General features: G+C 43.3%; 19 protein-coding genes and 1 pseudogene. 9 read left to right on the top strand and 11 right to left on the bottom strand.

From position 1 onward, the window contains the following. Positions 1–26 precede the first annotated feature (26 nt). Positions 27–1301 carry a YcaO-related McrA-glycine thioamidation protein gene (locus MSMAS_RS17065; RefSeq protein WP_011033404.1) on the bottom strand — a complete coding sequence of 425 codons (1275 nt, stop codon included), beginning with the start codon at positions 1299–1301 and terminating at the stop codon, positions 27–29. A 205-nt stretch (positions 1302–1506) separates the two neighbouring features. Between MSMAS_RS17065 and MSMAS_RS17060 the strand changes: the two genes are divergently transcribed. After that, entirely contained in the window at positions 1507–1734 is a 228-nt protein-coding gene (locus tag MSMAS_RS17060; protein WP_011033405.1) for a YgaP family membrane protein, read from the top strand. Positions 1735–2052: 318 nt separating this feature from the next. Next, positions 2053–2289 (top strand): hypothetical protein, encoded by a 237-nt coding sequence (locus MSMAS_RS18460; protein WP_011033406.1) that lies wholly within the window; start codon positions 2053–2055, stop codon positions 2287–2289. Between the two features lie 110 nt (positions 2290–2399). Here MSMAS_RS18460 and MSMAS_RS17055 read toward each other — a convergent pair whose 3' ends face one another. Then, positions 2400–2594, bottom strand: coding sequence for a hypothetical protein (locus MSMAS_RS17055; RefSeq protein WP_048037073.1), 195 nt, complete (start codon positions 2592–2594; stop codon positions 2400–2402). 404 nt (positions 2595–2998) lie between these two features. On the opposite strand from MSMAS_RS17055, the gene MSMAS_RS17050 reads away from it, so the two are divergent. Continuing rightward, positions 2999–5818 carry a cation-translocating P-type ATPase gene (locus MSMAS_RS17050; RefSeq protein WP_048046855.1) on the top strand — a complete coding sequence of 940 codons (2820 nt, stop codon included), beginning with the start codon at positions 2999–3001 and terminating at the stop codon, positions 5816–5818. A 904-nt stretch (positions 5819–6722) separates the two neighbouring features. Next, a complete protein-coding gene (locus MSMAS_RS17040) occupies positions 6723–8858 on the top strand; it encodes a heavy metal translocating P-type ATPase (protein ID WP_011033409.1) in 2136 nt (711 codons plus the stop codon). Between the two features lie 290 nt (positions 8859–9148). On the opposite strand, the gene MSMAS_RS17035 is transcribed toward MSMAS_RS17040, so the two are convergent. Both MSMAS_RS17035 and MSMAS_RS17030 read right to left on the bottom strand, forming a co-directional pair. Continuing rightward, positions 9149–9364: a PLD nuclease N-terminal domain-containing protein gene (locus tag MSMAS_RS17035; protein WP_230633311.1), complete on the bottom strand. Its 216-nt coding sequence runs from the start codon at positions 9362–9364 to the stop codon at positions 9149–9151. Between the two features lie 305 nt (positions 9365–9669). Further along, complete coding sequence (locus MSMAS_RS17030) at positions 9670–11004, bottom strand: MFS transporter (RefSeq protein WP_011033411.1); 1335 nt, start codon at positions 11002–11004, stop codon at positions 9670–9672. Positions 11005–11348: 344 nt separating this feature from the next. On the opposite strand from MSMAS_RS17030, the pseudogene MSMAS_RS18455 reads away from it, so the two are divergent. Beyond that, a pseudogene (locus tag MSMAS_RS18455) lies at positions 11349–12442 on the top strand (IS1 family transposase). Positions 12443–12489: 47 nt separating this feature from the next. On the opposite strand, the gene MSMAS_RS17015 reads toward MSMAS_RS18455, so the two are convergent. Further along, on the bottom strand, positions 12490–12837 hold the full coding sequence (locus MSMAS_RS17015) for a hypothetical protein (RefSeq protein WP_226987715.1): 348 nt from the start codon (positions 12835–12837) through the stop codon (positions 12490–12492). 130 nt (positions 12838–12967) lie between these two features. Between MSMAS_RS17015 and MSMAS_RS17010 the strand changes: the two genes are divergently transcribed. Further along, on the top strand, positions 12968–13834 hold the full coding sequence (locus MSMAS_RS17010) for a class I SAM-dependent methyltransferase (protein WP_011033415.1): 867 nt from the start codon (positions 12968–12970) through the stop codon (positions 13832–13834). Between the two features lie 291 nt (positions 13835–14125). Here the strand turns inward: MSMAS_RS17010 and pheS are convergent, their stop codons facing one another. Together pheS and MSMAS_RS17000 are read right to left on the bottom strand one after the other, a co-directional pair. Further along, complete coding sequence (gene pheS, locus MSMAS_RS17005) at positions 14126–15604, bottom strand: phenylalanine--tRNA ligase subunit alpha (RefSeq protein WP_048045875.1); 1479 nt, start codon at positions 15602–15604, stop codon at positions 14126–14128. A gap of 218 nt (positions 15605–15822) precedes the next feature. Continuing rightward, positions 15823–17298, bottom strand: a complete 1476-nt coding sequence (locus MSMAS_RS17000; protein ID WP_226987742.1) for a tryptophan--tRNA ligase — start codon at positions 17296–17298, stop codon at positions 15823–15825. A gap of 227 nt (positions 17299–17525) precedes the next feature. On the opposite strand from MSMAS_RS17000, the gene mntA reads away from it, so the two are divergent. Both mntA and hepT read left to right on the top strand, forming a co-directional pair. Then, positions 17526–17930, top strand: a complete 405-nt coding sequence (gene mntA, locus MSMAS_RS16995; protein WP_011033418.1) for a type VII toxin-antitoxin system MntA family adenylyltransferase antitoxin — start codon at positions 17526–17528, stop codon at positions 17928–17930. A gap of 1 nt (position 17931) precedes the next feature. Further along, complete coding sequence (hepT, locus tag MSMAS_RS16990; RefSeq protein WP_048041272.1) at positions 17932–18354, top strand: type VII toxin-antitoxin system HepT family RNase toxin; 423 nt, start codon at positions 17932–17934, stop codon at positions 18352–18354. 75 nt (positions 18355–18429) lie between these two features. On the opposite strand, the gene MSMAS_RS16985 is transcribed toward hepT, so the two are convergent. From MSMAS_RS16985 to MSMAS_RS16970, 4 genes are all read right to left on the bottom strand, one after another. Continuing rightward, a complete protein-coding gene (locus tag MSMAS_RS16985; RefSeq protein ID WP_011033420.1) occupies positions 18430–19644 on the bottom strand; it encodes a radical SAM protein in 1215 nt (404 codons plus the stop codon). Positions 19645–20095: 451 nt separating this feature from the next. Next, complete coding sequence (locus tag MSMAS_RS16980) at positions 20096–20704, bottom strand: translation initiation factor IF-2 subunit beta (RefSeq protein WP_011033421.1); 609 nt, start codon at positions 20702–20704, stop codon at positions 20096–20098. 38 nt (positions 20705–20742) lie between these two features. Next, a complete protein-coding gene (locus MSMAS_RS16975) occupies positions 20743–21264 on the bottom strand; it encodes a 50S ribosomal protein L16 (protein ID WP_011033422.1) in 522 nt (173 codons plus the stop codon). Between the two features lie 316 nt (positions 21265–21580). After that, entirely contained in the window at positions 21581–22702 is a 1122-nt protein-coding gene (locus MSMAS_RS16970; protein WP_011033423.1) for a DUF1786 domain-containing protein, read from the bottom strand. Between the two features lie 243 nt (positions 22703–22945). Between MSMAS_RS16970 and MSMAS_RS16965 the strand changes: the two genes are divergently transcribed. Beyond that, positions 22946–23485, top strand: coding sequence for a MogA/MoaB family molybdenum cofactor biosynthesis protein (locus MSMAS_RS16965; protein ID WP_011033424.1), 540 nt, complete (start codon positions 22946–22948; stop codon positions 23483–23485). Positions 23486–23491: the final 6 nt, after the last annotated feature.

The raw sequence follows: 23491 nt of genomic DNA, 5'->3' as shown, positions 1-23491 counted from the left end.
ACAGTTTTATTTCCTTTTCAGAGGCTTTATCTTCTTTTCCAGGGCTTATCGTTTTTGTTTCTTGGAATTTCTTTCTTCTTTCCGGCAGCAAGCCTTTTTCCTTTGCGGTCACGGTCTATTGTGAAGAGCTCAAAGCCCGGAATGATTACTCTTACTACAGGCACTGCAACTTCTTCTCTTGAAAGATCAACAACGAGCACTTTTTCCGTAAGGCCCTTCAGCTTTTCAAGGATCACGTCAATGTTTTCGGCAGGGCTCCTTTTAGAGATGTCCTGAACTTCGGAGAGGGAAATCTTTTCTCCTTCCTCGAACCAGAACCAGTTAAGGCGCTTCATGCGGTCGTAGCCTACACTGCGGATAAATCCTTCTCTATCAGTATCTTCTCTTGCGCCCTGAATCTGGACAACCCTTGACTGCGCAGCTTCGGTTATCGCTCTTGCAACCGCGATCTCGGGCTTAAGGTGGGAGCCTGCCCCCATGACAAGCAGGGCCGGATCTTTCAGTTTTACATCATCAGTTGCCGCAATAATTGTAGGAATTCCTGTGTCTGTCGGGACAAGCCAGATTTTGAGGTCTATTCCTGAGTCTTTGAATTTTCTGGAAATCTCGTACAGGTATCCGTCTTCTTCGGTAAGCACGATCTCTTTTCCAAGGTCACGGGTAAACTGAGCTGTACTGATTGCATCCCTTTCTATAACTTCAAGCAGCCCGTGGAGGATAGCTTCCTCAAGTACATTTCCTGAAGCCAGCCCGTTGGTATTACTCAGGAAAAGTTTCTGGCACTGCCCCGGAGAATCATACGGGTGGTATACCGCGTTTGCGCTCACAAAGACTTCTTCTTTATTCAGGAGGTCGTATGCTCCTACCCACTCAAGAAGAGAACTCGGGTTATAAGGTTGGGAAAGGAGAAGGGAGCCCGGGTCAAGAGTAACATAGTTTTCCCTGGCGTTCAGGTAAGATTCAACAAGAGCAGGAGCTGAAATATCGCCTGCAATGTTTGCGTTCAGGCCGGGCCTTTCTGCCAGGCAGCGCTCAAAACTTTCCATTATTGCTGAAATTCGGGCTCTCTGTTCGGTTGAACCTTTGCCTGAGTAGATGCTTATCGCTCCCGGAGCTGCACTGGGGCGAATAGAAGAAAATATTGGGACCCCTAACCTGTCCAGGTTTGTGATATCTGCGATTCGGGTAACTCCTATCTTTTTTATCTGGTTTTTTGTGTTTTCGAGAGTGGTGGCTTCATCGTACACGCGCTGCGTGCCTTCGATGTATGAAAGAGACCTGTCAATTTTTATCTCGGGCATGGTTAAAACCTTCTCATTTTTTGTTATATATTTTGTGATTTTTCAGGATTATGGATCTTTTCAAAGAGGTTTTTCATATCTGTTGCTTGGGGAGTTATCCTGATAAACGGAATAACAAACGGAAATGTGTAGAATACAAACAGAATAACGCTATATATTGAGGGGTCTATAAGTATGTAAGAGGGATTATAAGGGGTTTTGTCTGATGAACCTTAAAAAATTGTTTCTGGAAGAGAATGTAGGGGGCTTTGATCTCCTGTTCAGGACGATATACGGGATACTTGCGATTCTCGCGCTGGCAACAGGTCTTGTGAAAAGGTCGCCCTGGAAATGGATTGTTGCGCTGATAGCTTTTATGGGCCTTTACAGTTCAATCCTCAGACACTGTACTCCCTATGCTATTCTTGGAATCAGCACAGCAGAGAAAAAATAAATGCATATGTAAAGAATTTAATCTGACTCTATATTTTTGAAAAGTGTGTCTATTGATTTTTAAGCTCTGTTTATTTTCTTTCATCTATTTGAACTTTCTATCTACTACCAATAATTTTTACTATGATGGATATTTCTTTTTCTTCAATAATCAGACTATATTCTCTAACAGTTATTTCTTTTACGAATATATATAAAATAGATTGGAATTGTCTATCCTTTTAGTGTTATAATTAGACTAATCTTTGCCACCTTACTTTATATATAAGTTTGATAATTCTTTATACAATGTAAAATTAAGTGTAAAGACGATGGGAAAATGAGCGAGATAAAAATCTGTGAAGTTAGGTGCCCAAACTGTAGAAAGTGGTTCAGCTCAAAAATTGCTCAATTTGAAGATGCAGAAACATTCAGGCGTGCTATAACGTACAAAAATGCAGAACCATGCCCGTACTGTAAGACAATGATTTCTCACGACAAAGAAATCATGAGATTCTTAGAAAAAGATAATACTGGTAAAGTTATCCGAGAAACCAGGTGTATATATAATTTCTAATCTTTATAAATATCCTCTCAAAAAAATGGACCTTTAAATGATAAATTTTCTTTAATTTTAACTGGATTGCCTGGCAAACCCTTTATCATCTTCAGCTTCTCACAGCTGATTCAATTGGTTATGGAAAACCAATTTTTCAGCAAATATTTCATTTTTTTCAATAATTCACTAATTGAAAATATTTCGATCAGTTTCATGTCTTTGTGTTTTTGTTTCTTTGCGTTTTTGTTTCTTTGTGTTTTTGTTTCTTTGTGTTTTTGTTTCTTTGTGTTTTTGTTTCTTTGTTTCTTTAATACTATTTTCAATGAAATTCCTTCACTATGCATGAATCCGAAAAGCTAAAATTCAGAGAATTGACAATTCATTAAATTTTCTTATCTCATTAGTATAAATGATATTTATAAAAATCACTAATTTATGTAAGGACAATTATAAGGATTATAAAAACAGATTCTAGAAGCAAAAAAGGAGTTTTTAAGAACAATCCCATCTCAAATTCCTGACATGAAAGATTAATACAGACTGGAAAACAAATTTTTATCGCTGACAGTTAGGTGAAAGCAACATTTGTGCATTAAAGTTACATTTATGCATTAAAGTTACACGATGTGCCAGGGCTGTAGACAGGAGAATTGTATGACCATACATTCGCTAAAAACCGCGCTTATGAAACCTCAAAGGCAAGTGAAAAAGGATAAGATGTGATAATATGACGGTTCAGCTGGATCATATTATCCCGTATCGGCAGACGGCTAAGGAAGTAATATCCTCACTTGATACAGATGCGCGGAACGGTCTGAGCGTAGGAGAGGCTGGGGAACGCCTTAAAAAATACGGCAAGAACGAACTGATGGCAGAGAAGCCTGTGCCTGCGTGGAGGAAATTCCTGGCTCAGTTCCATGACGTACTTGTCATCCTGCTGCTTGTTGCAACCCTTATATCGGCAGGCATGTGGCTTTATGAGCGTGATTCTGCACTTCCTTACGAGGCGATTGCGATCTTTGCTGTCGTACTCCTCAATGCTATTATGGGCTATGTTCAGCAGGCACGAGCTGAGGAAGCAATGGCAGCTCTGCGTCAGATGACGGCAGCACAGGCAAGTGTCGTTCGGGACGGTAAGCGGCAGAACATTCCGGCTACTGAGATCGTGCCTGGTGATATTATTGTCATTGAAGAAGGCAACACTATCCCTGCAGATGCCCGTGTGCTTCAATCAACTGCGCTCCAAACAGCCGAAGCGGCACTGACAGGTGAAAGCCTGCCAGTTTTGAAGGACGATCTCCCGATTACGGAAGAAGTCGGACTGGGCGACTGCGATAATATGATCTTTAGCGGCACTATAGCTGTTTATGGGCATGGGCGTGCAGTGGTCACAGCAACCGGAATGCAGACCGAGATGGGACGCATTGCCGGCATGCTTAAAGAAACACCTGTAGAGACCACGCCGCTCCAGAAGGAACTTCAGCGCGTTGGCAAAATGCTCGGGATCATTGTTGTCGCCATTGCAGTCGTGATAATTGCAACAATACTTTTAGTCGAGGACGTGCACGGCTTTTCAGCCCTTTTTGACGTGCTCATTTTAGGTGTGGCACTCGCGGTCGCGGCTGTTCCTGAGAGCTTGCCTGCGGTTGTGACAGTTGTCCTCTCTCTAGGTGTTCAGCGCATGGCAAGGAAAAATGCTATCGTGCGCCATTTAGCGGCTGTAGAAACTCTTGGCTCGGCGAATGTTGTTGCTTCCGATAAGACGGGCACGCTAACCAGGAACGAGATGACCGTACTTGCGGTCATCACAGCCAGTGGGCGTGTCAATCTGGAAGGTACGGGTTACGCTCCCGAAGGCGGGGTCCATAAGGAAGGCGGAGAAAAAATTGATGGAGATCTCCAGTTTGAGTTTGTACGCGCACTTGCAGCAGCTGACCGGGCAAGCAACGCTGTGTTGCAAGAACGCGGCGGGCGCTGGGTGGTACACGGAGACCCGACTGAAGGGGCGTTGATTGTTGCGGCGCGAAAAGCCGGGCTGGAAGCTGAGGTACTCAATGCACGGCTGGAACGCATAGCAGAGATTCCTTTCTCTTCGGAACGCAAACTGATGAGTACGGTTCATAATGATACCGAACAAAAGGAACGTATTCTTGCCTTTACCAAAGGCGCACCTGATGTATTACTTGCCCGCTGTACACATGAGCTTGTAGGGGACGAGATCAGGTCTCTCACTGAGGAGCGTCGTGCAGAAATTTTGAGAAGGAATGAAGAACTCGCAGGCGAAGCCCTGAGGACTCTTGGGGTTTCTTTCCGCGTATTTCCGAAGAAGGCGATGAAGCAGGAAGATTTTGACGAGGATGTGGAGAAGGATCTCGTTTTTCTGGGATTGATCGGCATGATTGACCCTCCGCGCATGGAGGCAAAAGAAGCAGTTGCACGGGCAATGGCTGCAGGCGTTCGCCCTATTATGATTACAGGTGATCACCCTAAAACCGCCACTGTAATTGCCGCAGAACTTGGGATTCCCATCCATGGAGAAGCTGTCACGGGCGCGGAGCTTGAGAAAATGCCTGAGGATAAGCTTGACCGGACGGTTCAGGAAGTTTCGGTGTATGCGCGCGTCAATCCCGAACACAAACTTCGGATTGTGAAATCACTGCAGCGTGGCGGGGCAATTGTTGCAATGACCGGTGACGGAGTCAATGATGCTCCCGCTTTGAAAACTGCCGACATAGGCGTGGCAATGGGTATTACCGGGACAGATGTCTCCAAAGAAGCCTCCGATATCGTCCTCGCAGACGATAATTTCGCTACCATTGTCGCGGCTGTTGAAGAAGGGCGTGCGATCTTTTCCAATATTCGCAAGTTCCTGCGCTACCTGCTATCCTCAAACCTCGGGGAAGTAATGATAATGTTCTTCGGTCTGCTGCTGGCAGATGTGATCGGGCTTACTGAAGCAGGTGATAATGGGTTAGTGCTGCCGCTTCTGGCAACCCAGATCCTGTGGATAAATCTCATCTCAGACGGTCCACCTGCGCTCGCTCTCGGCGTTGATCCTGCGGACCCGGGAATAATGAAAGAACCGCCGCGCCCGCGGGAAGAAGGGGTAATCACTCGAAGCATGTGGGCTGGCAACCTCTTTACCGGTGCAATCATGGCTGTCGGGACCCTGCTCGTACTGGATGCCAGTTTACCCGGGGGTTTGATTGAAGGCTCAGGCAGCCTGCGTTATGCTCAGACAATGGCTTTTACCACTGTGGTCTTCTTTTCACTGTTTGTTGTTTTCAATGCACGTTCGGACAAACAGAGCGCTTTCATCGGGATGTTCTCAAACAAATGGCTTTGGGGAGCTGTTTTTCTGTCCATTTTACTGCAGGTAATGGTCGTCTATATCCCGTTCCTGCAACAGGCATTTTCAACAGTGAGCTTGAGCCCCGTAGACTGGCTGCTCTGCGCAGCAGTGGCAAGTTCCGTGCTGTGGCTGCGTGAATTAAGCAAAATATTTGTACGTGCGATGGAGGATAAAACAAAAAGAGATCTCACGTGATAAAAAGATCTATTTTCTGGAGAGACCTGAATTACACGGACCTCGATTTTGAAAACTCGTTTCTTACACAGACCTGGGTTTTGAAAACTCTTTTGTCTCTGTCATGTCAGGTTTAATACATTTTTACCCTTCATGGTGTAATATCCTGATCTCTTTATTTTCTTTTTTTATCCAGTCGGTAAATGTAAGATAGTGAAAAACAGAAATTATAAGGACCGGAATGGAAATGCAAATCGCAAATGATACAAAATGGCCGCAGAAGAAAATGAAAGAAAGCAAAACCAGCAAAAACGACGTTACATAATAGTTTTCCTGCTGCCTCACTATCATATATAATTTTTTATTGTATATTTTTGCCTCTTCTTCATTCCGAAATTGAATCGAGTTTTCAGTCTGTTTAAACCTTCGTTCCCTTGGTATCAATAGCTGTGAAAACGGAACAATAAGTGCTATGCTGACAAATAATAAGGATGCAAGAAGAGAGTAAAATGAAATCGTTTCTGCGTTCTCGAATGCGTGTATGTCGAATTTGCCGTATATACTGGATAATGTCAGAATATAAACTCCAAATATTAAAAATATAAATTTTATCAGTGAAAAAAATCGGTCCAGATTTTTATTATATATTTCGAGCAGTTCACATTCTATTTCCTTATGCTGGTCTGACATATCTCAGCCTCTATAAAATTAACGGCTGATATGTATTTAAACATTTTCAAAAGGTGATTAATTTATTTAATTATTTGAACTATACTGCAGTTTTTTGTTTTAGTATTCTCCTAGAGTGCTCCTAGAGTGCGTAATTTTAAATCCGCTGTTTTCTTGGATGCAGGATATTTGATTCCCTTATTTTCAAATAATATTAAAGAACTATAATATTTCAAATAATATTTAATTTCGGGGAATGGGGGATATGCATGCCGAAGAGGAATCGCTTGACTATGGGCAGCATGAAGAAATGAAGCACGAGCAATACCCGGATGTAGATCACGAACAATCTGAGGAAATGAAATATGAACAGCAAGAAGGAATGGGGCATGAGGGACATTCGCCATCCGGGAGAAAAGACCATGGGGACCATCATACCCATATGCTTGAAGATTTCAGAAGAAGATTTATCGTTTCTCTTATACTGACGTTCCCTGTTTTGCTTCTTTCCCCGACTATCCAGGACTTTTTTAACTTTGAAATTAGTTTTCCTGGTGCAGATTTTATCGTTTTCCTGATTTCTTCCGTTGTTTATTTTTACGGCGGCTATCCTTTCCTCAAGGGAATAAAGCAGGAGCTTGCTGAGAAATCTCCAGGAATGATGACCCTTATAGCCATTGCAATCAGTGTGGCTTATTTTTACAGTTCTGCTGTAGTTTTCGGGCTTCACGGAGAGGTATTTTTCTGGGAACTGGTGACCCTTATAGATGTCATGCTGCTCGGGCACTGGCTTGAAATGCGTTCTGTAATGGGGGCTTCAAGGGCTCTTGAAGAGCTGGTTAAGATAATGCCCTCAGTTGCTCATCTGAGACAAAACGGTGAGATCGTTGATGTTGGTGTTGAGCAGCTGAGAATAGGAGACAAGGTTCTGGTCAAGCCTGGGGAAAAGGTGCCTGTTGACGGGACTGTTGTAGAAGGGGCGAGCAGTGTAAATGAATCCATGCTTACGGGGGAGTCTGAGCCTGTCACGAAAACCGAGGGAAGTGAGGTCATTGGAGGTTCGATTAACGGGGAAGCGGCTTTTGTTGTTGAAGTTAAGAAAACAGGGAAGGACACCTACCTCAATCAGGTCGTCGAACTTGTCAGGACAGCCCAGGAAAGCAGGTCAAAAACTCAGGACCTGGCAAACAGGGCAGCACTGTACCTCACTATCATAGCCCTGACTGTAGGGACTCTAACCTTTGTCCTCTGGACTCTTTTCGGGCAGGCTCTGGTCTTTGCACTTGAGAGGGCGGTTACCGTAATGGTTATCACCTGTCCGCACGCTCTCGGGCTTGCAATCCCTCTCGTGGTTGCGGTTTCGACATCAATGGCAGCAAAATCCGGGCTCCTTATCCGGGACAGGCAGGCTTTTGAAAAAGCCCGAAGCCTTGAAGCTGTTATTTTTGATAAAACCGGTACTCTTACTGAAGGCAGGTTTGGAGTAACGGATATAGTATCTCTCTCCGGCGGGGGTAACAAAACGAACGACAGGAATGATGAAAATCATATTCTTGGCCTTGCAGCTTCCCTTGAAGCCATCTCGGAACACCCTATTGCAAGAGGGATTATTGACAGTGCAAAAGAAAAAGGGATAGAACCCTCGCAGGTTGAAAAATTCAGCTCCATTCCCGGAAAAGGGATAGAAGGGATAATCGAAGGGAAGAAATACCTTGTAGTGAGCCCCGGTTATCTTGAAGAAATTGGAATCGTCCTGGAAGACGAGAAGATTGAAAAGATTAAGGAGCAGGGAAAGACCGTTGTGTTCTTGCTTGAAGGAAAGAGAGTACTTGGAGCCCTTGCCCTTGCCGATATCGTCAGGAAAGAATCAAGAGAAGCAGTCCTGAAGCTCAAAGGGATGGGAATAAAGTGCCTGATGCTTACGGGGGATAACAGATTCGTTGCTGCCTGGGTTTCCAGAGAGCTGGAGCTTGACGATTATTTTGCAGAGGTTCTCCCTCACGAAAAAGCAGCAAAAGTCCAGGAAGTCCAGAAACAGTACGTTACAGGAATGGTCGGAGATGGGGTTAATGATGCTCCTGCCCTTGCCCAGGCTGATGTGGGGATAGCTATAGGTGCGGGAACGGATGTCGCAATTGAAACTGCAGATATCGTGCTGGTTAAAAACGACCCCAGGGACGTGCTGTATGTCATTGAGCTTTCGAGGAGGACATATTCCAAGATGTACCAGAACCTTCTCTGGGCAACCGGGTACAATGTTTTTGCAATTCCGCTTGCAGCAGGAGTGCTTTATGGATATGGCATTCTATTGAGCCCTGCTATAGGTGCAGTTCTCATGAGTCTGAGTACCGTAATTGTAGCAATAAATGCAAGAACTTTAAAGATGGGGTGATTTGGTGTTAGGAATATTTTTCAAGCTGAGAAAACTTCTGGCGCTGGCAGCCACTGTGCTCGCAGCAGCGAGATTTATCTCAAGGCATACACGGGGAAAAAAACGAAAATAAAGTGGTAAGCTTAAGCCTGACTCATTTGATTGAGGAAATCGGTATGATTTTCAATGGTTAAAGGGGTTAAAGCTTCATAGATGGAGGAGCTAAAAGAATCCATTCCTCCTAATAGTCTTTAAGCCATTAAACGATCTTTTTAGGAATCCTCTGATCCTTTTTATAAGAGCAGGGCTCTTCATATAGTCTGAATTCCTTTAGTATATCCAAGTTCTTTGACTCTTTTAGGCCGCCTGATAAGGTAGTAAAGAAGAGCTCCTACAATATATGTAAAAACAATAACTATGACCCAGATAAGGCGCGTGTTTCCTTCATCTGTTTCTTTTCGTAGGCAATCGGCAAGGGTCCACACCCAGAAAATAAAAGAAAAAACAAGAACAAATCCAAATATCAAAAATATGTAGGATACTCCGATCATTTTATCATTTCCTGCTTCTAGTTTTTATTATTCTGGGGTTTTCAGTTGCGGTTTTTTAATCTTAATGCTTTTTATGTGGAGCTTTTTTTGCTGTGGCTTTACTTACTTTAAACTCTTTCTGGAGTCTTCATCTAAATCGAGTATTGTTCGAACTAGAAATAGCTTGAACTGAACATGTCAATATACAGCTCAATTTACTTAAACATTTTTGTTTCTGCTTTCTTTCATTTAACTTATTTCTTGAAAACTTAAGCAGAATAGGGTTTAAATTCAATTCACTGTTACAGTTCTTTCTCAAAATGCCTGAGCCTGAAATTAAGCAAAAATACGGTGTAAATAGCCATGCCTGCAAGCAAAAAGGCTTTTCCTGCCAGCAGTTCATATAAGAGACCTCCAAGGATCAGCCCTGTAATGCTGGCAAGTCCGGAGAAACTGCTGCCAAACCCCTGTACAGTGCCCTGGTATTTTGCTCCTGCAACTTTTGATAAAAGGGAGAGAAAAGAGGGCCACATAAGTCCGTCTCCAAGCGCGAAAAATCCTGTCGCAAAGTAGAGCAGAGGGAGTTTTCCAGGAATCATTAGTAAGAAATTTGTGCCAAGCATCAGGCTTCCAAAGATTATGAGGGTAGCATCCGAATACTTTCTCGAAGCCCTGGGAAGCAAAGTTCCCTGTACAATTATTATGAGCCCGCTCAAAGCCGTAAAATAGAAGCCCATTTCTGTAATGCTCCAGTTAAGAGATGCGACTGCATGCAGAGGAAAAGCAGTGTAGAATACGTTATAACCCAGATCTATTAGAAAATAAAGGCCAAGCATATAAGGTATATTCGAAAGTTTCAGAACCTCCCTGAAGTCAGGTTTCTCTGTCTCTCCTGTAGTTTTGCATTCCCTTATCTCATAGCCAAAAATTTTCCTTATTTTCCTTATATTTTCAGCTTCTTCAGGTTCTGCAAGATAGCATTCTTTGCTTTCAGGGAGATAGAGGATAATGAGTAGCGTTCCAGCAATTGAGATTATTATTGCTCCAAGGATAGGGGCTATATCTCCGTACTCTGTCATGCTAAGAATTCCGGCAAGGAGAGGGCCGACTATAAATCCTAGATTTGAAGAAATCGCCATTTTTCCGAAGTTCCGATTTCTATCCCTCTCTGGAGTAATATCTGCGAGATAAGCGTTGGCTACGGATATGTCGCCTCCGGTAAGTCCGTCAAGGGCTCTGGCAGCAAAAAGCATTGCAAGAGGTACAGTAAATACGAAATCCCCGAGTATTTCAGAGTCAACTTTAAAAAGGGTTACAATCGGAAGAAAAAGAGCTCCGAGAAAGACAATCCATGATATGACGGTTCCTACCTGGCATAAGAGAAGAACCTTCTTGCGCCCGTAAATGTCAGACCATCTGCCCAGAGCAGGAGCACCTATGAACTGGAATATGGGATACATAGCACTTACCAGCCCGTAAACAAAGGCATTACCCCCAAACCTGTCTACCAGAAACACAAGGAATGGGAGCACAATGCTAAACCCCAGCGTTCCTATGAAGTTAACAGCAAGAAGAGGTAAAAGGGGAATATTTTTTTCTGTTTGAGGGTAAAGACTGCCTTCATTCCTGTCTATCAAATCTTCAGCTTTATCCACTGATATCTTTTCCTGCCTGTCTTCAGGAATCCTCTCTTTTCCCCCTGCTTCCACAAGCAGTATTATTCATCCCCTCAAATAATAGTTGTTCTCTCCCCAAACAACAGTTATTTTCTCCCCAAACAACAGTTATTTTCTCCCCAAACAACAGTTATTTTCTCCCCAAACAATAGATATTTTCTTCTTAAATAGCGGAACAGTTGTTTTCTTCTTAAACAGCAGTTATCTTTTCCTCAAGCAGCAGTTATTTTTCATTAACAATAATTCCGGTGCTCCATTTATATTTAGTTGATATTATATACGTGGAGAAATATAATATCAATATAATGGGGAAAAGAGGAGCAAAACCAAAGTTTACCGATGTTTTCTGTCCTAATAAGGATTGTAAACTCTATGGTATTACTGGAAAAGAAAATATCATAGGCAATGGCACCTATGAAATCAAGAATAAACGAGTTAGAAAATATATCTGCCGCGAATGCGGCAGAGTATTCAATGACAGAACAGGTACTTTTTTTGATAATGTCCGTAAAGATGAATCTGATATCAAACTAGCCATTAAAATGGCTATCAAAGGAATGTCAATACAAGCAATCTCTGATGTACTGGAAGTTCAACCTGCTACAGTTAGTAACTGGTTGTTTCGCGCAGCGAAACAATGTGATATTGTAAATGAAGACTTAATGAAAGATCTCAACATTCGCAAAGTTGAGATGGACGAACTATGGGTAATAGTTGAAAAAAAGTTACACCAAGAACAGAAATTGAAGATGATGGAGCATGGTTGTGGGTAAGCTTTGCACCTGAATTCAGGTTAATAATTGATTTTGTACTGGGACCAAGAAAACATTATGTGGCGACCGAATTAGTAAACATTACAGATAATCACCTTTCAAATTTAAAACCTCTTTTTGTTACAGACGGATTAAAGTTTTATGCTGAAGCTCTTTTGGAAAAATATGGTAAATTGGTAGAGTCTCCTAAAACAGGAAAGAAAGGAAGACCTAGAAAACCAGCAATTATACCAGATGAAAATCTCAGATATGCTCAGGTTATCAAAAACAAACAAGGAAGTAAGCTTCAGAATATTGAAAAAAGAGTTATCTTTGGTCAAAATATAGATTATAGTGATATATCAACCAGTTTACTAGAAAGGCAAAATCTAACGTTTAGACAGGATAATAACAGGATCTCGAGGAAAACAATAGGATTTTCAAAGAAAATTAAGTGTCTATACAATCAAATCAGGCTTTATTCCACATATTTTAACTTTTGTAGAGATCACAGGGGATTAGCTAAAGAAAAACAAAATGGAGTTTCAGAAAGAAAAACACCAGCAAAAGAAGCTGGAATTACTAAACATAAATGGACACTAACAGATTTGTTAAATTACAAGAAGAGCAAAATATCAACTAATTAACGGGGCAGCACCATAATTCCTGATTTAGTTATTTATTTAGTTATTCATTATTTGATACTCAGTATCTCAGCCCAGCTCCGTCTTCTGCACCTGGGGCATTTCAGGTATTTTCTATTTATACCGTTTGGGCTAAGAAAGTTTTTAAGGACTGAAACCTCGAAGATCTCGCCGCATTTGGGGCAGAGGTAAGCGAAGTTTTTGGTATGCCAGATCACGAGCAGTAGAATCCCCATGATAACTATCAGCAACCAGAGATACCAGCAATCAGGGAGCAAAACTATAGAGGAGAGAACCGTCACTGCAATGAATAAAAAAAGCATAAGAGCTGTCCTGAACCAGTCTCCTTTAGCAGTTTTTCCGTATTTCTTTGCGTTCACAATTGGCTTTCCACCCATATTCCAGTTTTCCGTTTTAAATTTTTATGCCAAAAATAATGTTTCAGAGTTACTTAACATTTATTTTTCTATGAGATCCGCATGATAACAAAATTAAATGTATATGCTGACTTAAAATAAGAGAGGCATCATGGCAAAAGCTGCAGCTAAAACAGGGATGAGCCCAACAGCAATGGTTGCTCTCGAGCAATATTTTCCTGAGAAGCAACGCATCATCGAAGATGACGTGGCTTATCGAATACTGCCTTTCGGCATGAGATCTATCGTATGGCTGATGCGGTTTAACTCGTTAAGAAATCGGATGATCCGGGTTACCAGGAATAACACTCCCGGTCTCTGGGGTGGTATGCTGTGCAGAAAAAGGTACATAGACGAGAAGTTAGTCGAGTCGGCCAATCAGGTTAATGCGGTTGTGAACCTGGGTGCGGGCTTTGATACCCGGGCATACAGGTTGCCAGCTCTATCTAACATGCCAGTCTGGGAGGTCGATCAGCCTGAAAACATTAAGTCCAAGCGGAACCGGTTGTGTAAATTGTTCGGAGCAGTCCCGTCCCATGTCAGTCTTGTGTCGATAGATTTGGATAGGGAAGAATTGGGCTCTGTTCTTGCGTCTTATGGCTACTCCGAGGATATGCGGACATTTTTCATCTGGGAGGCTGTTACACAGTATCTGACTGAAACCGGAATCAGAGCGACTTTTGATTTTCTGGCTAAAGCCGGGCATGGCAGCCTTCTGGCTTTCACATATATTCGCAAAGACTTTCTTGATGGCCGGATTATGTACGGCTGGGAGAATATTTACAAAAAGTACGTAAGGGATAAGATCTGGCTTTTCGGAATGGATCCGGAAGAGTGGCCGGATTTTCTTGAAAGGTACGGCTGGAAGGTAGTCGAGCACGTCGGTTACGAGGAACTTGCTGAGAGGTATATCAGGCCTACCGGCCGGGAACTTGCTTCTACGCCGGTTGAACGGATCGTTTTTGCGGAAAAAATATAATTAACTGTGCATGTTCGCCTAACTTTTCTTACGCCAGAGCATGACTGAATCGGCTGAGCCAGCTATTTTCGAGCAAATTAATGAGAAATATTTTCGAGCAAATTAATAAGAAATCTTCGACCTCACCAGCAAAATTGAATATCAAAATCTCAATCTTCTGGCAATGAAAACCAAAATAAACAAATCAAAATAAACAAATTAAAATACAAAAATCAAAATACAAGAAAGAAACTGCCTGCTCGCTGGAACAGACAGTTTTTACAGCCGAATTACTTTTGATTTTTTTTATTTTTAAATCTTGCAAACTTCGCTCTTCCTGAGCCAGTCAATATCAGACTGATAAAGAAGCCTCAGGTCTTTAAGCCCGAGTTTTAGCATAGCGAGCCGGCTTACTCCAAGCCCCCAGGCAAGGACGGGCGCTTTGATGCCCAGAGGTTCTGTGACCTCTTTCCTGAAAACGCCTGCGCCTCCTAGTTCAACCCAACCGAGCCCGTCTACATAAACTTCAGGTTCCACGCTTGGTTCCGTATATGGGAAATATCCAGGGCGGAAGCGGACTTCTTCGAATCCCATCCTGTGGTAGAACTCTGCAAGGAGGCCGAGAAGGTCTGCAAAAGACATATCCTTATCCATGACCACACCTTCAAGCTGCTCGAACTCAGGCGTGTGTGTCGGGTCAATTGTTTCCCTGCGGTAAGCCCTGTCAATGCAGAAAGCTTTTACTGGCGGCTCCGGGTTGTCTGCAAGATATTTTATGGTCACGGAGGTGGTGTGAGTCCTGAGAACGTTGCGCCCGGCAAGTTCTCTGTCCCATATTCCTCCCCAGCCGCAGGAGTCAATATCTCCTCCGTTCTCATGCATTGCTGCCACTTTTCCCGAATATTCAGCCGGGATCTGACAGGTGCTGCCGAGGTGGAATGTGTCCTGCATATCCCTGGCAGGGTGGTCCTGGGGCTGGAAGAGGGCGTCGAAGTTCCAGAAAGAACTCTGGATTATACCGCCTTTTATCTCTGTAAAGCCCATTTCCAGAAAGATCTGGCGCATCTGTTCAATCAGGCGCCTGTAAGGGTGAATTTTTGTCCCGTAAAGTGGTTTAGGTGTAATATCGAGCCTGTAGGGCCTGAATTTTTTCTCTTTCCATGCTCCGCTTTTCAGCAGTTCGGGAGTAAGCTGGGCAATTTCTTCTTCAAGGACAAGCCCCTGAGATGCAAGTTCACTTCCTGCGTCTGTTATTGAAACAGTCCTGAACTTTTCTTCGTGTTTTACGACGAGTTTGCGTTTGAGAAGGTCTTTTACGGTCCCTTCATCGGCTCCAAGTTCTTCGAGAGTCTTTGCTTTTCCTGCAAAAGCTGAAAGGGCTTTTTCGTCCTTACCTTCAGAAGCTTCTCCGGAAGGAACCATTATTCCGTTTTCAACCTTTGCCCATCCTTTTTTTACGAGCCAGCCCGTTGCAATTCCCACGGTCTGGGGGGAGAAACAGCTCCTGAGCTCCTCAAGGGAGACAGGGTTTTTCAGGGCATCAATAATCTGGCGCTCTGGAAGCCCTGTTTTTTTGTATTCTTCTCCTTCCTTTGTAAGGGAATAGCGCTCGAGAACTTTTTCGGAAACAGAAGCAAGCTCTTTTTCCTGAAGCATGAAAGCAGCCTGCATCGCCGCATCTATCTGCAGCCCTGACTTCTCTTCCAGCTTATCCGGAACTGCCGATCTAAGTTCCTCAAGGGCGAGCAAGACTTTTTTTTCGTTAATTGTGAGGTTGTCCTGAATACTCATAACTGTCAATCCTGTGAACCATATCCTGTGAGTCCTGAAAATTTAAGACTTTAATACTAAGATTTTGATATAAGTTTGGCACTTGTATTTGATGAATTTATTGTAGATTCATAGTTTACTAAAGATTCATGGGTCTACTGGAGATAAATATTTACTGAAGGTTCATGGATCTACTGAAGATACATAATTTACTAAAGATTCATGACCTGATGGGTGATTTATTTTTTATAGATGATTCTGTATTCATCAAGCTGTTCTCTTGCAAGTTCCCTCTTCTCCTGGTGATCTTTAAGGAACTCCTGCATCTTTTCGGCTGCGAGCTGCTTGCATGAGCCGCACATCCTGGTTCCGTAGATACATTCCTCTCTGATTTCCAGCAGTTCCTCATCATCTTCTATCAGGTGGAAGAGCATCAGTTCAAAGACAGAACATTCATCAGGTTTCCCACCCAGTTTTTTCTGCTCTTCAAGGGTTATGCAGCCTCCGGTCTTTGCCCTCTTTACCTTTTTTGCCCCTTCCTTAGGGTCATCTGTGAGGGCTATATGGCTGTCAGGGATGCTGCTCGACATCTTTCCTCCCTGTAGCCCGCTCATGAAACGGTGGTAAGTTGATGCAGGAGGAATGAAAGCGTAGCCATCGAACTCAGCTGCAACTTCTGCCACGACTTCTTCAAGGATTTTCCCTGTGGTTTTCCAGACCCTTTTAAAAACGAAGTATTTTTCATACTCCGAAAATTCAGGTGGTTTAGCCGCATTGGCAAATGTGGCGATTTCCTGAATCTGGGTCATGAAATAATTCCTTCTCTCAGGCTGGTTTATCTGTAAAACAAACCTTTCAAGGAATGCATAGTCAGGAGTCTGGAGCACATCAATGTGTTCTTCATAGAGTTTTACTTTCCCTGGAATGCGTTTTTTAAGTTCCTGTAAAGCTTCCCTGGGAGCTCCTTTTCCCCGGACGCTGAGGTACTTTCCGCCTTCTGCTGTTTCCCTTTCCTCTACCCTGAACATATTCATTTTGCCTGCGAGTCCTCTTGTAAGGCGGAGGTGAGGGTCCTGGTCGGGGCCCACGGGAACAACAACGGGTTTTGATCCTCCGAATTCCTCTAGCTGGGGCTGGAGGATGTCTGCAGCCTGGGTTGCTACGCTGAGCATGTGGGAGAGGCTTGTTTCACCTGAAAAGCCATAGATAGCGCTCAGTTCCGAGAAATTGACTTTTGCTCCCAGTTCGAATGCCAGGTCTTTAACACTTCCGCATCCCGACTGGAAGTAAATGAGACCTTCAGGCTTGAAACCGAGGGCAATGAGGCTCAATATATATTCTTCTACCCCTATTTCCCTGCATTTCTGCCAGGAAAAGCCGCGCACTGAAAAGGCTTCCCTGTCCGCAATCCCGACAAAGGCTGAAGCTCCCTTCTCCTGGTGCCAGACGATCTGGTCCATTACCATTTTGTGCCCCAGATGGACTTTTCCTGATGGCATAAAGCCGTCCATAACTGAAAATGGGGCACCTGTCCGCATGGCCTCTGCAATCTGTTCATAATCACGGTGCCCGAAGATGATTCTCCGCCGCATGTACTTATGCGGGGACGGAATTTCCGGAAGTATATTTTCAAAAGGAGAAATCCCGAATTCTTCGAATAACTTGGAGTAGTCAGTGATATTGCTTGAACTCCACGGGTCAAGTTTATTATCCATAATGTCCCTCATGGGCTGCCGTTCCCGGAAAACACTGCAGGCAGTTTTTTCTTGCTAAATAAGGGTAGCATAAATAAAGCGTAAGCTTTGTTCCGGTTAAATCGCTCTTTAAAAATACCTGCTCATATGTAAATGTTTATCTTCTGGCGGACAGTTGCAGAAATTTTTTTCTCAGTATTAGATTCTAACCCCCAGAAATATATATTCAAAAGCTCAATTGTAGTGAGATGGATAAGAGTTCATTTCTGGCAGACATAAGCAGGATTTTAGCCGGATTGAAAGAAGTAAATACAGTCTATATCTTCGGGTCATTTCTTGAAAAAGAAGATTTCAATGATATCGATGTAGCTCTGCTCCTGTCTGAAAGCTTAGATTCTTATAAAAGCCTTAAATTCTCTTTAAAAGTAGCGGGTGAACTGGAAAGACAGATAAAGCCCAGATTTGAATTTGATGTAAAAATACTAAATAATTCCCCGATAGAGTTACAGTTTGAGGTCATCAAAAAAGGACGTGTTATCTTCTCCAGAGACGAATCCAGCAGGATAGATTACGAATCTGAGGTTATCTCGACTTATCTGGACCTGAAGTATATGTATGATTTGATTGATAAGGAATTCCTGGCGAGGGTCTAAAATGAGAATACTTGCCCATTTAAGAGAGCTTGATGAATCCCAGAAAGACTGGCAAAGATATCAGAATATATCGCTGGAAGACCTGAAGAAAGACAGAGATAAAAGGAATATGGTTCTTCACGCCATGCTGGTCAGTATCCAGGCTGCTATAGATATAGCTACCAGTTTGATAGCTAAAGAGGGGCTGGGAAAGCCTGCAACATACAGAGAGACTTTCGAAATATTAGGGCAGGCAGGACTTATCTCAGAGGAACTCGCTGAAGAGCTCTCGGACCTGGCCGGGTTCAGAAATGTCCTTGTCCACATATACTGGCAGCTAGACTTTGATCAGGTATATGGAATCCTGCAAAATGATCTTAAGACTCTTAAATCCTTTTTACAGGAAGTTAAGGGACTATTAGCTCAGGATTTATCTACTGAATGAATTTTAAGCTGAAGCGCATCAAAATGCAAAGAAAACTTTCATAAATAAAAGTTCATACAGCAGACAACCTTCAGATTATTTCTCGCAAATCTTTTCAAAAGGATAGGGCAGTTTTGCCTCCTCTGGAATTTTATCGACAAATTCCATAAACTCAGGGTCGTGCATGGGACTGAGGTTTTTCTGCCTCTGGAAATAAGGATAACTTCTGATCCTCTGCCAGATTTCTTTTAAGGGTACTTCTTTAACATTTCCGAACCTGAATGGGGGATAAGGGCTTGGTTTTACGTCTCCGTCTACGGTCACATGCATCCAGCGCCTGCCTGCCATCGCACCCATCATCTGCCCTTCGAAATAAGTATTTGAAAACATTCGAGGGCCTTCCGGGGCAGAATTAATCCTGTGATACATTTCAAGGATTGCTCTTCTGTCTCTGTCAGTAATCACAGACTCTCCTTTTCTTTTCGGCATTGATTCCCAGACTGAAAATTCATGAACCCCAAGTTCCGATGCAAGTGCATAGAGAGCGGGAAGTTCTTTCATGTTTGAAGGAGAGGCGTGAGTTGTCATAACAACCAGAAGCCCTGCTTCAAGAGCCAGTTTTATGGTTGATATCGCCCGATCGTACGAGCCTTCGGATTTTCGGACCGCATCATGCTTCTGGGGGTCAGTCGAATAAACGCCGACCATGAGGGAGTGAAGTCCGGCTTTTTTCAAACGGAGAGCAGTTTCTTTTGTGAAGTCCGTACCCCATGTAGAACAGTTAACTATAGCGCGTTTTTTGTCCACATATTCAATAAGTTCAAAGATCTCTTCCCTCAGCAGGGGGTCATTCTCGGTAAAACTGATAATTAATGTGCCAAGGTCCAGCGCTTCATCTATTACTCTTTTAATTGTGTCTGTATCCAGTTCGTCAGCGACCGCTCCTGGGGGGTACCTTGAACTGTTCTGGCGGGTAATTTCAATGGTAACGGTTTCAGGAATATATTTTCCCAGAGCTATCTGGACTTCTGCGAAAATAAGCCGTTTAAAAGCAGGTCCGGGTATGGGAGGAAGCCAGGCTGAGGGAATGAAGCTGTCTTCCTGTACAAGTGCCGGTTTCTCTTCCTGTAAGCGTGAGTTCATCTTTTTCAGTACAGGGATACAGGCGGATTTCAGAGTCCCCTGTGCCGTAAGTTTTACGGTCATTCCTTCACGCTGCTGAAGGTTTACAGACAGCCCTGGCATGGAGAAAATTTCTATATTCTTATTTTTTGTGGGGAAGTCCGGCACATTCTTTTTTTCAGGAGTCATTTTTCCTCACATCTAATTTCGTACGGTTTTTCTGATTTAACTGACAAAACCTAAAATAATCTATATTTTAAGTCTATCTCTTAAATATCCTCTAAATATCCTCTAAATATTCTCTAAATATTCTCTAAATATTCTCTAAATATCCTGTAAATATCTTTTAAATATCTCTTAATACTTATTTAAATCATATCTGTCTTTTCTGAAAACAACATCAGTCGTTTTATTCCAGCAATTCGTTTCAAGCCGGTTTAAGAAGATAATAAAATCTTTAAAAAAGATAATTACCAAATATAATTCTGGATACATACAGCTGTTAAGTATGAAAATGTCAGGTTAAGAACAAAATCAGTTTAAGTTTATCAATTTCGAAAATGAGGACTTAAGCTGTCCAAGCTCGATAACTGATTAGTAGTCGGCCTGGACTGCCTCTTTAAAATAAAAAGCCTGGACCTCAAGCCCTTTCCGAGAAGGCGAGGTTTCCGCTGATCTTCTTTATCTTTACTTTTACCACGTCGCCTTTTGTGGCTCCGGGCACAAAGACTGTATACTTGTCTATTTTTGCTATCCCGTCACCTTTGGACCCAACGGCATCTATCCGGAGTTCATAGGTTCCGCCCTCTTCGATGGCTTCCCTGACAACAACGTTGCTTACCTTTCTCTTTTTGACAGGTCTATGTGCTCCGCAAGCAGAACATTTCAGGACAAGAACCCTGTCTACCCTGACAAGCTGGGTATCCGGGCGTCCGCATTCCGAACACATAACGTATTCGTCAACATATGCCTGAATATTGTCTGAAAGCTGAGCTCTTGTAAACCTGCCCTGGAAGACTGCACGTGTGCCTTCTATCTTCCCTGCAGTCCCCAGTTCCCTGGTGAGGTATTTCATCAGGTGGTCAGGGTCCCGGTTAAGGGTGTCTGCAATATTTCCGAAGTTATCCAGAATTGTGGTTTTGCCTTCGGAAAAGAGTTTGGGTTCAGGGATTACGAATCGAGCGTCAGTAGTCTCTGTGTCCGGCATCTTTGACATTGCACGGTTCAAAAGCTCTTCGTAATCATACATTCTTTAGACTCCCTTGTAATTTTACGGCTTCTTTCCGCTTACTGTACGAGTTCTGCGCCTTCATCGATAACGATTCTGACGGGTGTAGGCAGCTTCTGTCCTGCGTGCCAGAGAGCCTTCTTTGCAGCCGGGAAGTTCTGCTTCTCAACAGCTACTGTAAAGAGCTTCTGCATCGAGTTTACTCTTGCTGCGGTACCGACGTTCTTTCCAAAAGCCCTGCGCATTCCACTGGATACACGGTCAGCACCAGCGCCTGTTGCCTGCTTGTTTTCCCTGAGTACTTCGTGGGGGTAAACACGGAGCTTCATGTAAAAGCCCATCTTTCCTGCGTCTGCAACAAGGTGCCTGTTTGCTGTAATACGGGCTGCTTCAAGTGCAGTGTGCCTGATCTGGCATTTCTCCTCTGCAACCAGAGAAATTTTTACAGGGAAAGTTGTGTTTGCTTTGTCTCCCATATCATAGTGAATAACCTGGCTTCCGGGGACACCGCCCATGTATTTTCTTCTGGTAAATGAGCGCTGCCTCACGTTTCTGTACATACTTCCTGGCTTTCGTACCATTAATCTGATTCTCCTGAAAAGTGATGATTTTGATAAAACCTTGCGTGGAAGCTTTTTCCACTTATTTTCCACTTATAACCATTTATAAACGTTTGCCTCAAGTTCGTAAAAAACTGTCTTGCAAACCATTGAGTATGGAGATATGTGCATATAGAGATACCTGCCTGTATTTACATTTATCTGTAAACCTGCCCGTGCAGGTTCTGGCAGGAAACTTCTGCATCGCCCGGTTCTCCGATAGGGAATTTCATACCTGAAATTTTACAATCCCTTAAATTTTATATATCCCGGGCTTAGGTGACTTACTCCCTACTACTTAGTGGTTTATAAGTTTTATTGATGTTTCCGGGTATTTCTCAAGGAATCCCGCAAGAAGCCCAAAACAGCCTGAAAGCATCATACTTCCGAAAGGTGCGGCAAAGTGCAGTTTCTTTGAGATTTCTTGCCTTATTTCCGGGGATGAAAGCTTTTCAAGCATCCCCCTTTTGGGACCTGTAACCATTATCGAGCGAACCTGTCCAAACCCGGGGACTTCCTTTATATATGCACCGTGCCCTCCGTCCTCAAAAACTTCATCAAAACCAAGTTTCCCGTCAGCAAGCCTGATAATGTAGTCCTGAAGCTTTTCCGGGTCCATTCTGGAACTGTGGTGCTCGAAAACAGCCGTGATCCTGTTCTCATCCACAAGTGCCCCCAGAGTATGCCCGTTCCCTATATTTACCACAATAGAAGGCTGGACTGCTGCCGGATCGGTAAGGGCCCCAAATACCGCTGCTGGTCCTGTGTCCATAAAAACTGCCCGCGTATTAATGTCTGCGGTTGCTTTAAGAAGCGAATCTGCCTGGGCTTTCATGCGGGTGAATGCCTGCGGTATTTCTTCGGGCCTATAAACAAAGTCTTCTAGCTTTCCCCCCTTCTCGATGAGTTCCCTTAAAAGTTCAAATCTGTAGACCCTGTTGCTCTTATCCGGAGCGTTCCCGTGGTCCTGCACTGCCACAGCATAGTTTTCCGGCATCCTGACCTCAAAATTCGAAAGTGCACATGAAACCGCATACAGGTCAAAGTCCTGCATTACAATTTTCAGAGCCTCTCCCGAATCTGCAAGTCTTTTTGCCTCTTCTTCCGTAACAATCTGGACTCCGAAAGCTTTCACCCTCTCAAGATTATCGTGGATGGTCAGAGCAGCCGCTTCGGTAGCATATGCGGGAAGCCCTGCTTTCAGGTGTTTGCGGACCGCCCATGCCGAAGGTCCCCCTCCCATTATGGTTCCGGTAAGCACAAGCGCCTTTCCTGCTTTCGTTACTCTATGAATTCTTTCCGCAACCACCTGTGTGGGAGCAGGCATTACCATTATAAGGCTGTTTTCTACCTCTTTTCCAGAATCAAAGAGCAGGATGTCCTGCGTACCTGTCCCTACGTCAGTCGCAATTATACGCATAACCGGGGATTGGACTGATAGATTATTAAAATATGGGCAGGCAAGTAATTTTACTGGTCAGAATATACAGAGGAAAAGTAAGCATTAAAATGTAAGAATTAGTAAGAGTAAACATTGGAAAGAGTAAGAATTAGAATGAATAAAAATTACACGAAAACTGTAATATAAATATAATATCGTAGGAACTTAACAGAAAACTCAGAGGAAGAGAATAATCTTAATATATCGGAGAGTGCCGTTTTCATGAAAGAATCTACACCCGAAATTCACAAAAAAGATGCCAAAAAATCTTTTTCTTTCGCTTTAATCACAATTTCAACCTCAAGGTACGAGAAATACGGAAATCCGGCTTCTCCTGATGATGCAGAAGATCTTTCGGGAAAAGTTATGAAAGAACTTATTGAGGCGGCAGGAAACAGAGTCTCTTTCTACAGGCTTGTCCCTGACGAAAAAGATTCACTTCTGGATGCCATTTTTTTCGCGCTTGAAAGTTCTGCAGACATCGTTATAACAAGCGGAGGCACGGGACTTGCTCCGAAAGACCTTACAATCGAGTCCATAGCCCCTCTTTTTGAAAAAGACATCCCTGGTTTCGGGGAACTTTTCAGGTACAAGAGCCTTGAAGAAATTGGCACGTCGGTAATTCTGACCAGAGCTTCAGCAGGCGTGATTAAAGGAAAAGCTGTATTCTGCCTGCCGGGGTCGCCAAATGCTGTGAAGCTTGCCCTTTCTAAAATTATCATTCCCGAAGCCGGGCATATTGTCAGGCATGTTAGAGAATAAAACTGA

Origin of the sequence: Methanosarcina mazei S-6, assembly GCF_000970205.1 — an archaeon.
Lineage (GTDB): Archaea > Halobacteriota > Methanosarcinia > Methanosarcinales > Methanosarcinaceae > Methanosarcina > Methanosarcina mazei.
The sequence above is the reverse complement of the archived record's forward strand: the minus strand, read 5'-3'. Positions and strand labels throughout refer to the sequence as shown.

Coding starts and splice junctions, on each gene's coding strand:
- MSMAS_RS17065 (WP_011033404.1), bottom strand. CDS start 1,301: ATGCCCGAGATAAAAATTGACAGGTCTCTTTCATACATCGAAGGCACG.
- MSMAS_RS17060 (WP_011033405.1), top strand. CDS start 1,507: ATGAACCTTAAAAAATTGTTTCTGGAAGAGAATGTAGGGGGCTTTGAT.
- MSMAS_RS18460 (WP_011033406.1), top strand. CDS start 2,053: ATGAGCGAGATAAAAATCTGTGAAGTTAGGTGCCCAAACTGTAGAAAG.
- MSMAS_RS17050 (WP_048046855.1), top strand. CDS start 2,999: ATGACGGTTCAGCTGGATCATATTATCCCGTATCGGCAGACGGCTAAG.
- MSMAS_RS17040 (WP_011033409.1), top strand. CDS start 6,723: ATGGGGGATATGCATGCCGAAGAGGAATCGCTTGACTATGGGCAGCAT.
- MSMAS_RS17015 (WP_226987715.1), bottom strand. CDS start 12,837: ATGGGTGGAAAGCCAATTGTGAACGCAAAGAAATACGGAAAAACTGCT.
- MSMAS_RS17010 (WP_011033415.1), top strand. CDS start 12,968: ATGGCAAAAGCTGCAGCTAAAACAGGGATGAGCCCAACAGCAATGGTT.
- pheS (WP_048045875.1), bottom strand. CDS start 15,604: ATGAGTATTCAGGACAACCTCACAATTAACGAAAAAAAAGTCTTGCTC.
- MSMAS_RS17000 (WP_226987742.1), bottom strand. CDS start 17,298: ATGGATAATAAACTTGACCCGTGGAGTTCAAGCAATATCACTGACTAC.
- mntA (WP_011033418.1), top strand. CDS start 17,526: ATGGATAAGAGTTCATTTCTGGCAGACATAAGCAGGATTTTAGCCGGA.
- hepT (WP_048041272.1), top strand. CDS start 17,932: ATGAGAATACTTGCCCATTTAAGAGAGCTTGATGAATCCCAGAAAGAC.
- MSMAS_RS16985 (WP_011033420.1), bottom strand. CDS start 19,644: ATGACTCCTGAAAAAAAGAATGTGCCGGACTTCCCCACAAAAAATAAG.
- MSMAS_RS16980 (WP_011033421.1), bottom strand. CDS start 20,704: ATGTATGATTACGAAGAGCTTTTGAACCGTGCAATGTCAAAGATGCCG.
- MSMAS_RS16975 (WP_011033422.1), bottom strand. CDS start 21,264: ATGGTACGAAAGCCAGGAAGTATGTACAGAAACGTGAGGCAGCGCTCA.
- MSMAS_RS16970 (WP_011033423.1), bottom strand. CDS start 22,702: ATGCGTATAATTGCGACTGACGTAGGGACAGGTACGCAGGACATCCTG.
- MSMAS_RS16965 (WP_011033424.1), top strand. CDS start 22,946: ATGAAAGAATCTACACCCGAAATTCACAAAAAAGATGCCAAAAAATCT.